Source organism: Buttiauxella agrestis ATCC 33320 (assembly GCF_000735355.1).
Lineage (GTDB): Bacteria > Pseudomonadota > Gammaproteobacteria > Enterobacterales > Enterobacteriaceae > Buttiauxella > Buttiauxella agrestis.
In genome coordinates this window covers 23,340-33,340 of the sequence record NZ_JMPI01000019.1, presented here as the reverse complement: position 1 = coordinate 33,340, position 10,001 = coordinate 23,340, and the positions used below count along the sequence as shown (strand labels likewise).

At 48.5% G+C, this 10,001-nt stretch carries 10 protein-coding genes; 2 read left to right on the top strand and 8 right to left on the bottom strand.

Features of this window, described 5'->3' with window-relative positions; translation table 11 throughout:
- Both proA and proB read right to left on the bottom strand, forming a co-directional pair.
- Nucleotides 1-707, bottom strand: a 707-nt coding sequence (gene proA, locus GBAG_RS03670) for a glutamate-5-semialdehyde dehydrogenase (RefSeq protein ID WP_034493613.1), incomplete at its 3' end; no start/stop codon positions are given.
- 10 nt (nt 708-717) lie between these two features.
- Nucleotides 718-1,821: a glutamate 5-kinase gene (gene proB, locus GBAG_RS03665; protein ID WP_034493611.1), complete on the bottom strand. Its 1,104-nt coding sequence runs from the start codon at nt 1,819-1,821 to the stop codon at nt 718-720.
- Between the two features lie 417 nt (nt 1,822-2,238).
- Between proB and phoE the strand changes: the two genes are divergently transcribed.
- Complete coding sequence (phoE, locus tag GBAG_RS03660; protein WP_034493609.1) at nt 2,239-3,291, top strand: phosphoporin PhoE; 1,053 nt, start codon at nt 2,239-2,241, stop codon at nt 3,289-3,291.
- A 44-nt stretch (nt 3,292-3,335) separates the two neighbouring features.
- On the opposite strand, the gene crl is transcribed toward phoE, so the two are convergent.
- The 3 genes from crl to gpt all read right to left on the bottom strand — a co-directional run bounded on the left by crl (nt 3,336) and on the right by gpt (nt 5,613).
- Nucleotides 3,336-3,737: a sigma factor-binding protein Crl gene (crl, locus tag GBAG_RS03655; RefSeq protein WP_034493607.1), complete on the bottom strand. Its 402-nt coding sequence runs from the start codon at nt 3,735-3,737 to the stop codon at nt 3,336-3,338.
- Between the two features lie 57 nt (nt 3,738-3,794).
- The gene (gene frsA, locus GBAG_RS03650) at nt 3,795-5,042 is read right to left on the bottom strand and encodes an esterase FrsA (protein WP_034493604.1); all 1,248 of its coding nucleotides are present in this window, start codon (nt 5,040-5,042) and stop codon (nt 3,795-3,797) included.
- A gap of 112 nt (nt 5,043-5,154) precedes the next feature.
- On the bottom strand, nt 5,155-5,613 hold the full coding sequence (gpt, locus tag GBAG_RS03645) for a xanthine phosphoribosyltransferase (RefSeq protein ID WP_034493602.1): 459 nt from the start codon (nt 5,611-5,613) through the stop codon (nt 5,155-5,157).
- A gap of 265 nt (nt 5,614-5,878) precedes the next feature.
- Between gpt and pepD the strand changes: the two genes are divergently transcribed.
- Nucleotides 5,879-7,336: a beta-Ala-His dipeptidase gene (gene pepD, locus GBAG_RS03640; protein WP_034493601.1), complete on the top strand. Its 1,458-nt coding sequence runs from the start codon at nt 5,879-5,881 to the stop codon at nt 7,334-7,336.
- 44 nt (nt 7,337-7,380) lie between these two features.
- Here the strand turns inward: pepD and dinB are convergent, their stop codons facing one another.
- From dinB to nqrF, 3 genes are all read right to left on the bottom strand, one after another.
- Nucleotides 7,381-8,436, bottom strand: a complete 1,056-nt coding sequence (gene dinB / locus GBAG_RS03635; protein ID WP_034493600.1) for a DNA polymerase IV — start codon at nt 8,434-8,436, stop codon at nt 7,381-7,383.
- A 103-nt stretch (nt 8,437-8,539) separates the two neighbouring features.
- Nucleotides 8,540-8,764, bottom strand: coding sequence for a (Na+)-NQR maturation NqrM (nqrM, locus tag GBAG_RS03630; RefSeq protein ID WP_034493598.1), 225 nt, complete (start codon nt 8,762-8,764; stop codon nt 8,540-8,542).
- 11 nt (nt 8,765-8,775) lie between these two features.
- The gene (gene nqrF, locus GBAG_RS03625) at nt 8,776-9,999 is read right to left on the bottom strand and encodes an NADH:ubiquinone reductase (Na(+)-transporting) subunit F (protein WP_034493596.1); all 1,224 of its coding nucleotides are present in this window, start codon (nt 9,997-9,999) and stop codon (nt 8,776-8,778) included.
- Nucleotides 10,000-10,001 lie beyond the last annotated feature (2 nt).

Sequence of the window (10,001 nt, the reverse complement as noted above, 5' to 3'; positions counted from 1 at the left end):
GTAAATTCAGCGCTTCCATCAACAAAAATATGGCAAACGCCTATTCCACCGGTGATAACAGGAATAGTGGATTGCTCGCGGCAGAGTTTATGCAGACCCGCCCCACCGCGCGGAATCAGCATATCGATGTACTTATCCATACGCAGCAATTCGTTCACCAGAGCACGATCCGGGCTTTCAATCGCCTGCACTGCAGCTGCGGGTAATCCACATTCCGTCAGCGCTTGCTGAATCACTTTTACCGTCGCGGCATTTGTGCGCCACGTTTCCTTCCCACCACGTAGGATCGCCGCATTACCTGTTTTCAGGCACAGAGAGGCAACATCAACAGTGACGTTAGGGCGAGCTTCATAAATCACACCAATCACGCCTAAAGGCACGCGACGACGCTCGAGGCGCAAACCGCTGTCCAGTAGACCACCATCAATAACCTGGCCTACAGGATCAGCTAAATTGCATACCTGGCGAACATCATCAGCAATGCTTTTTAAACGCGCCGGTGTCAGTTGCAGGCGATCAAGCATTGCTTCGCTTAAGCCGCTCGCTTTTGCTTCCACCAAATCCTGCTCATTGGCAGTTAAAATGCTCTCTGCTTGTTCTTCCAAATAATCTGCGATTTTTTCCAGCGCACGGTTTTTTTCGCGGCTCGAGAGCAGTGCCATCTGATAAGAGGCTGCTTTGGCTGCTTTGCCCATTTGTTCCAGCATTGCCAGCTCCTTAGTTAACAATCATGTCATCACGATGAACGGCAACCGGGCCATATTCATAACCCAGGATTTCATCGATTTGTTGAGAGTGGTGACCCGCAATACGACGCAGGGCATCGCTATTATAGCGGCATACACCGTGGGCAATATCACGCCCTTCCAGGCTGCGGATACGGATAACTTCCCCACGCGAGAAGTTGCCTTTTACACTCTTGATGCCTTTTGGCAGTAAAGAACTACCTCGCTCAAGAATCGCGGCCAGAGCTCCGTCATCAACGGTAATTTCACCCGCAGGAGGCGCACCAAAAATCCAACGCTTACGGTTCTCAAGCGGTGATTGCTGCGCATGGAAACGGGTTCCGACAGAAACGCCTGCCATCACATCACCAATAACACCGGGTTTACTGCCTGCTGCAATCACAACATCGATACCCGCACGGCAAGCAACATCCGCCGCTTGCAGTTTCGTACCCATTCCACCAGTTCCGAGGCCGGAAACACTGTCGCCAGCGATGGCACGCAATGCGTCATCAATACCGTGGACTTCTTTGATTAATTCAGCAGTTGGATTATTGCGCGGGTCAGCAGTAAACAGACCTTGTTGATCCGTCAACAACAATAGTTTATCAGCGCCCGCCAGGATCGCCGCCAGCGCGGAAAGGTTATCGTTATCACCGACTTTTATTTCTGCTGTTGCGACAGCATCATTTTCGTTGATTACGGGCACGATATTGTTATCAAGCAGCGCACGAAGGGTGTCACGAGCGTTCAGGAAGCGTTCGCGATCTTCCATATCAGCACGTGTCAGGAGCATTTGCCCAACATGAATGCCGTAGATAGAAAACAGCTGTTCCCAAAGTTGAATCAGCCTGCTTTGCCCTACCGCCGCAAGCAGTTGCTTAGAGGCGATGGTTGCGGGGAGTTCGGGGTATCCCAAATGCTCGCGCCCCGCGGCAATCGCCCCGGAGGTGACAATAACAATACGATGCCCTGAGGCATGGAGTTGTGCGCACTGACGCACCAGCTCAACGATATGAGCCCGATTCAGGCGGCGCGAGCCACCGGTTAATACGCTAGTGCCTAGTTTAACCACCAGCGTCTGGCTGTCACTCATGATTCTCTGCCGTTTAAACGAAATTGGAAAAATTATACTCTAAATACTTCGAGTTACAGGTAGGCGGCAAGAGATTGAATCCCCTGGAGCTTACTAAAGTAAGTGACTGGGGTGAAAGAATGCAGCCAACGACCCTGTAGCTTGAAGCATGACGAGTAAAATGTCAGATGACGTTGTAACAGGAGTCATGCGGCTTGCCAACCGTCCCAGCAAGGAAAACAGCGAAGTTTGCGTAAAGGACTGAGTAACGTAGCGGCAAAATTTGACATATTTATGACAATTAAAATTTATTACTTTTATTTAAACTTTATCTTACTCTGTCATAAATCTTTCATCTCAAAACGATAAAACTCTCTGCGTTTTTTAACGGGATATTTCCCGATTAAATTTAGCGCGTAAACACTATTGGGATGAAAAATGAAAAAGACCACTCTGGCATTAATGGTATTAGGCATTGTTGCATCAGCATCTTCTCAGGCTGCGGAAATATATAATAAAGATGGCAACAAACTTAATGTCTATGGAAAAGTCAAAGCGATGCATTATTTAAGCGATGACAACACTAAGGATGGCGACCAGACCTATGTTCGCTTCGGCTTTAAAGGTGAAACTCAGATTAATGACCAATTAACTGGTTATGGTCAATGGGAAGCTGAATTTTCAGGAAATAAAGACGAAGGCAGTTCCACCACGAAAACTCGTTATGCTTTTGCCGGTGTGAAATATGCTAATTTCGGTTCATTTGATTATGGTCGTAGCCTTGGTGCGTTGTACGACGTGGAAGCCTGGACTGATATGTTCCCTGAATTTGGCGGAGACTCTTCAGCCAGAACAGATAACTTTATGACTAAGCGAGCATCAGGCCTGGCAACGTTCCGCAGCACTGATTTCTTTGGTGCAGTAGATGGCCTGAACATGACTCTGCAATATCAGGGCAAAAACGAAAACCGTGACGTTTCTAAACAGAACGGTGATGGTTTCGGCACCGCCCTGACTTACGATTTTGGCGGCAGTGATTTCCAACTGGGCGGCGCATATACCACGTCAGACCGTACTGACGCACAACAGGCTATGGCACGTGGTCAAGGCAATAAAGCTGATTCCTGGGCCACTGGTGTAAAATATGATGCGAATAATATTTACGTCGCATCAATGTATTCTGAAACACGTAATATGACGCCAATTTCAGGCGGCTTTGCAAATAAAACGCAAAGTTTTGAAGCTGTGATTCAATATCAATTTGATTTTGGCCTGCGCCCATCATTGGGTTACGTGCAGCAGAAAGGCAAAGAAATCGAAGGAATTGGCGATGCTGATTTAGTTAAATACATTGATGTTGGCGCAACCTACTACTTCAATAAAAACATGTCTGCTTTCGTTGATTATAAAATCAACCAACTGGATGATAATAACCCGCTGGGTATTAGCAGCGATGATATCGTCGCATTAGGCATGGTTTATCAGTTCTAGTCTGTAAATAAAAAGCCCTTCTCATTAGAGAAGGGCTTTTTTGTTTATGCAGAAAGCTTAACCGGCTTTTCTGCAAAATTTTCCGCTGGCACCAAATTAAGACCTAGCGTGCTGAGTAACTCTCGTAAACGTTCGTGGAAACCACGCAGTGTTTGCTCAAGTCTTTCATCCACTTCTTTGTCTTTTGCTGCCGTCTGGGTCCACTTACCTTCTTTATCGAAAAGACCAAAGTGGTAGGTGTAGGTAAATTGCTTTTCCTGCGCTTCTAATTCCATCCACCAGCCCCAGAACTCACGTTTCTCTGGTGCAGGCTTCACATTGACGCACACAGCCAGGCAATCGAAGAAGAAACGGTTATCTTCACATTGCTCTTCCCTGATATATGGGCCAAGCGAGGCGAATTTTTTAATCAATCTACTTTTCGGGTGTCCACTCGGTAACGTCATTGCGATCTCCTGTTGTGAAGCAACTGTTTTACCAAACCAATGAAATTTAGCAAATCATTAACGTAATCTCTGCTTGATCCAACTGGTAATTTCTTTCAACGCTTTGTCAAAGTTGCGATACACCGGATTAAACGGGATCGCCAATAACTTACCATCCGATGATGACGAAGTGATTAATCGCGAATCAATCTCTGGACTGAACGGATCGTTTTCCCAGTAACCAGATAACATTGGCGTTGGGCAATGACGCCCTAATAGACCCTGAGTTTTGAGCGAATAGCGGTTCAATTCCACGCGCAATGCGCTGTCAGACGCATCATTCATTCCCAAACGGCTTGCCAGCACATCAATATACATCTCTGGTACCTGTGCCTGGCGTGATGCATCGCTCAATAAGCTATGAACGACGGGGCCTAAACACGCGACCGCCTTCAGGCGAGGCGCTTCGATATAACCTAATCGCACCGCAACATTCGCGCCAAAACGGAAACCAAACGCCGCGACACGAGTGTGATCAACCCAGGGAATGTTCGGCAACGCTTTGAGAACATGCTGGTGTAAAAGGCTAGAGTCCTGAGTCAATTTCCATTTTGATGAAAACCCGACCGATGGCATATCGATGGTCAGCATCGCTATACCCTGAGGCGCAAAATATTTCTCAAACAAGGTGTAATAGTCGCTTTGTAATGCGTCCAGGCCACCACAAATGAGTACCGTCGGGAATGGCCCTTGCCCTTCTTTTGGAACATGGAGGAAGCCAGTAATCGCCCCACCACCAGGAATGGTAAACTCCAGCTCACGCAACCCCCCAGAAAGCCGCGGAGCCGCTTCTTCGTATGCGCGATTTGCCAGAACTTGAGCCTGTTCCGCGAGCATATCGCCTTTCAGATGTGGGTACGCCGCGATGCTATAAAGATTGGCAGCCTGTAACCAGTATTTGCCGCTTTTTACTTTATCCGTTTCCTGATTGGCACGCTGTTGCCACATCATGGCCTGCTTCGACCATTCATAGATCCAGTTGCCGCCGCGATAGCCGATCACCGTATCATACAAATCATCATTGGTTCGCTCACCCGAGTTGGCTGCAATTCTGGCCTGCACTTCAAGAATTTCACGCGCATCGACGCCACGCCAGACCCAAAGCAGGCGGTTAATCATGCGATACCAGTGAGGCACTGTTGCGCCGTCCAGCGCAGACTGGATAACAGGGGCAGTTTGATGATGAGCGCGACGAACTAAAGTCGACGTCTCGGGATGCTTAAATCGGGGTTTAAATAGCGTTTCGCTAAGATTGGCCTGCGACATCGTTTCTGCCTCCATACAAACGTCAGGAATGGGGCTATTGTACTCTGTCGGTGGCTAAATAACACAAACGCCCGGCAATGCCGGGCGTAAATCAGTGCAAATTCTCAGGCTATTAACGACCGGCTAAAGGCGGAATAAATGCAACGCCCATATCCCATGGCTGTTCAATCCAGGTATCTTGCGGGATATCGATAACATAATCGTCAACCAAAGGCTGGCCAGCAGGCTTGGCGAAGATAGTCACGAAATGCGCTTTTGGATACATTTCACGAATAGCAACGGCGGTACCGCCGGTGTCTACCAGGTCATCAATCACGATGAAGCCTTCGCCATCACCTTCAGCACGTTTCAGAACGGTCAGCTCGCGCTGGTTGTCGTGGTCATAGCTGGAGATACAAACGGTATCAACATGACGAATCCCCAGTTCACGTGCCAGCAATGCGCCAGGAACCAGGCCGCCACGGCTAACAGCAATAATGCCTTTCCACTGTTCAGCAGGAAGCAGACGGCTTGCAAGCTTACGTGCGTGAATCTGCAACATGTCCCAGGTGACGATGTATTTTTCGCTCATGTGAAATTATCCCAGCCAGTTATTAACGGCTTAAAAATGTTCAAAGGGGTTTTGGTTGCGCGAGATTATAGAGATCTGGCGCACTAAAAACCAGTGCTGCAGGCCTGTCCTTCTGGTTTTTACGTGCTTTAGGTCGTCACAACCTCAGTTATAGTGGTATTCTCAAGCCAGCGCACAATGCTTACTTGTGTTGTATTTCATTAAGTTCAATCCCGCTCTGCACGAATAAAAAATGTCAGCAGAGTCGATGTCAAGGAGACTTATCGTGTCTGAATTGTCTCAATTATCTCCGCAACCACTGTGGGATATTTTTGCCAAAATCTGTTCTATTCCGCACCCTTCTTATCATGAAGAGCAACTCGCGGAACATATTCTGTCCTGGGCAAAAGAAAAAGGCCTGCATGTTGAGCGCGACCTGGTTGGCAATATCCTGATCCGTAAACCTGCAACAGCGGGTATGGAAAACCGTAAAGCGGTCGTCCTGCAAGCTCACCTTGATATGGTGCCGCAGAAAAACAACGACACTGTCCATGATTTCACCAAAGACCCGATTCAGCCATATATTGATGGTGAATGGGTTAAAGCACGCGGTACGACACTGGGTGCTGATAACGGCATCGGTATGGCCTCTGCACTCGCAGTGCTGGCTGATGAGACTGTCGCTCATGGCCCATTAGAAGTTCTGCTGACCATGACCGAAGAAGCCGGTATGGATGGCGCATTTGGCCTGCAAGCGGGCTGGTTGCAAGCTGATATTCTGATCAACACCGATTCTGAAGAAGAAGGTGAGATCTATATGGGTTGCGCGGGCGGGATTGATTTTATCTCCACGCTGCCGCTGCAACGCGAAGCAGTTCCTGCGGGTTACGAAACCTACAAGCTGACCATCAAAGGTCTGAAAGGCGGTCACTCAGGTGCTGAAATTCACCTGGGTCTGGGCAATGCCAACAAATTGCTGGCGCGTTTCCTGTTTGCACATGCGGCTGAACTGGACGCTCGTTTGATTGATTTGAACGGTGGAACGCTGCGTAACGCTATTCCGCGCGAAGGCTCTGCAATTGTTGCAGTCCCTGCCGACAAAGCAGCACAGTTCAAAGATCTGGCAGCTAAGTTCCTGTCAATTCTGCAAAATGAATTGGGTGCAGTTGAGAAAAATACCACTGTCCTGGTTGAAGCAACCACCACCGACAAAGCGGCGCTAACAGCAAAAAGCCGTGATGCTTTCATTAACCTGCTCAATGCAATGCCAAACGGCGTTATCCGTAATTCAGACGCGGTTAAAGGTGTAGTGGAAACCTCACTGAACGTGGGTGTGGTCTCAATGACTGATGAAAGCGCAGAAATTATCTGCCTGATTCGCTCCCTGATTGATAGCGGCAAAGACTATGTGGTCGGCATGCTCGAGGCATTGGGTCAGTTGGCTGGCGCACAAAGTGTTGCCAAAGGCAGCTACCCAGGCTGGCAGCCCGACGCTGACTCCCCGGTGATGGGGCTGGTACGTGAAACTTACCAGAAGCTGTTCAACAAAACGCCAAACATCATGGTTATCCATGCCGGTCTGGAATGTGGGCTGTTCAAAAAACCTTATCCTGAGATGGACATGGTTTCTATTGGACCGACCATTACGGGTCCACACTCCCCGGATGAACAAGTTCATATCGCAAGCGTAGGTCAGTACTGGATCCTGCTGACTGAGTTGCTAAAAGCAATTCCAGCTAAGTAAGCCAAATACGTGTAGATCAAAACCCTTTCATTGAGAGGGTTTTTTTATATTCCCAGAACCAGTTGGCGCTCCAACTGCGGGTCCAGTAACGTGACATGCAGCCCCACTAGCCTTACGCCTCGCCCTCCCCTGCGCTCTTCCCAAGTTTGCTTCGCAATAGCAATTAAATCGGCTTTATTCAACTGGGGCCAGACATGTTCCTGAGTGGTTTGCTGGAAATCATTAAACTTGAGTTTGACTCCCTGACGAGCAATCAATAAATCTGGTTTCACCTTTTTCAGACGTCGCTCAAGTTCAGCATAAAGTTGTTCAATGATGGCTTCACACTCCTGCCAATCATGAATGTCTTCGGCCAGCGTTTTCTCAACACCTACCGATTTGCGCTGGCGCTCATTGTTAATTTCGCGCTCATCAATACCCTGGCTTCGCTCCCAAAGTATCCGCCCGAACTTACCAAATCGTTTGAGCAAAGACGCTAAATCCGTTTTCTGCACATCGGCACACGTCCGCAAGCCCAGGCTTTCCAGTTTTCCCGCAGTCACTTTGCCAACGCCTGGAATTTTGCCAAGCGGCAAAGTTTGCAAAAATGCAGGAATTTCTTCTGGAGTGATGACGTATTGCCCGTCGGGCTTATTAAGGTCTGACGCTATTTTGGCGAGAAATTTGACCGGAGCGATCCCCGCTGAAGCGGTGAGATTAAGTTCATCTGAAATGGTCTGGCGAATTTCTTTCGCCATGAGAGTGGCCGAACCGTGGCAGTTCATGCTTGCGGTCACATCCAGATATGCTTCATCCAGAGACAGAGGTTCAATAAGCGAGGTGTAGCGGCTAAATATTTCGCGGATATGGTTGGAAGCTTCTTTATATGCGTCAAAACGCCCAGGTAAAAGTGTCAGATGTGGGCACAATTTGAGTGCCATGGCAGTCGACATTGCGCTGTGCACGCCAAATTTACGCGCTGGATAATTTGCTGTGCTGATAACCCCACGCCGCTGCGCACTACCACCGATAGCCAATGGAATATCCCGCAAGCTCGGGTTATCACGCATCTCAACGGCTGCAAAAAAGCAGTCCATATCAACATGAATGATTTTACGCATACTTTTTCACACCAGTTTTGATACTGGATAAGTATACAGTCAAACTATGATTGAGGAAAGACAGAAAGAAAACCTCCTGCAGATGCAGGAGGTTTCAGAAGGTTTAAATAATGCGGTTTTGCTGAAGTTTTGCCTGCCGCTCCGCTTTTGCGATTCGTTTCTTACGTGCATCGCAAGGTTCAGGGCAATTGCAGACTTTCTCCATGCCTAGCGCGGCAATACCACCACAGCTACCCTGAAGCGTTTTACGCTTTACGATCACGCCCAGCGACATGCCGAAAATCACCAGAATAAAAATGGTAAAGGTGGCTAAAAATACTGTCAGCATAATAGCTCCCGTCAGCCGCCAAAGTCATCAAGCATGATGTTCTCATCCTCGACACCCAGGTCTTTGAGCATTTTGATAACCGCAGCATTCATCATTGGCGGCCCACACATATAGAATTCGCAGTCTTCTGGAGCTGGATGGCTACGAAGATAGTTTTCCAATAATACGTTGTGGATGAAGCCAGTGTAGCCCGTCCAGTTATCTTCTGGTTGCGGATCAGAAAGCGCCACATTGAAGGTAAAGTTCGGGTTTTCCTGCGCCAGTTTTTCAAACTCATCTTCGTAGAACATTTCACGCAGAGAACGAGCGCCGTACCAGAAGCTGATTTTGCGGGTGCTATGAAGGCGTTTGAGCTGATCGAAGATGTGTGAACGCATTGGCGCCATACCGGCCCCACCGCCAATAAACACCATTTCCGCCTCCGTTTCCTTGGCAAAGAACTCACCGAACGGCCCGGAAATTGTCACTTTATCGCCCGCTTTCAGCGACCAGATGTACGAGGACATTATGCCTGGAGGAGCATCTGGTACATTCGGCGGTGGCGTAGCAATACGTACGTTCAGCATGATGATGCCTGCTTCATCCGGGTAGTTCGCCATCGAGTAAGCGCGGACACACGGCTCTTTCACCACTGATTTGAAACGGAAAAGGTTAAACTTATCCCAGTCACCGCGATATTCCTGCGGCACATCGAAGTCCTGATAGTTAACTTCATGAGGCGGGCTTTCAATCTGGATATACCCACCGGCACGGAACGGCACAACTTCGCCATCAGGAATACGCAGCTTGAGCTCTTTGATGAAAGTTGCTTTGTTATCGTTAGAGATAACTTCACACTCCCACTTTTTCACGCCGAATATTTCTTCCGGCAGCTCAATTTTCATGTCCTGTTTCACAGCGACCTGACACGCAAGACGGCAACCCTCTTTCGCTTCACGCTTGGTGATGTGCGAAAGCTCGGTCGGCAGAATATCACCGCCCCCCTCTTTAATGGTCACACGGCATTGCCCACATGAACCGCCGCCACCACAAGCCGAAGAGATGAAAATCCCTTGGTTTGAAAGCGTATTCAGCAGCTTGTCGCCAGCCGGAGCATGGAACTGTTTGTCTGCTTCGTTGTTAATCTCAATCAGCACATCGCCAGAGTTAACAAGCTTTGACTTGGCAAACAAAATCAACAACGCCAGAGCCAAAACAATTAGCGTGAACATCACCACGCCAAGAATAATTTCCATAC

Bases quoted from the DNA above. Each gene is read 5' to 3' on its own strand.
- proB (WP_034493611.1), bottom strand. From the start codon at position 1,821: ATGAGTGACAGCCAGACGCTGGTGGTTAAACTAGGCACTAGCGTATTA.
- phoE (WP_034493609.1), top strand. From the start codon at position 2,239: ATGAAAAAGACCACTCTGGCATTAATGGTATTAGGCATTGTTGCATCA.
- crl (WP_034493607.1), bottom strand. From the start codon at position 3,737: ATGACGTTACCGAGTGGACACCCGAAAAGTAGATTGATTAAAAAATTC.
- frsA (WP_034493604.1), bottom strand. From the start codon at position 5,042: ATGTCGCAGGCCAATCTTAGCGAAACGCTATTTAAACCCCGATTTAAG.
- gpt (WP_034493602.1), bottom strand. From the start codon at position 5,613: ATGAGCGAAAAATACATCGTCACCTGGGACATGTTGCAGATTCACGCA.
- dinB (WP_034493600.1), bottom strand. From the start codon at position 8,436: ATGCGTAAAATCATTCATGTTGATATGGACTGCTTTTTTGCAGCCGTT.
- nqrM (WP_034493598.1), bottom strand. From the start codon at position 8,764: ATGCTGACAGTATTTTTAGCCACCTTTACCATTTTTATTCTGGTGATT.
- nqrF (WP_034493596.1), bottom strand. From the start codon at position 9,999: ATGGAAATTATTCTTGGCGTGGTGATGTTCACGCTAATTGTTTTGGCT.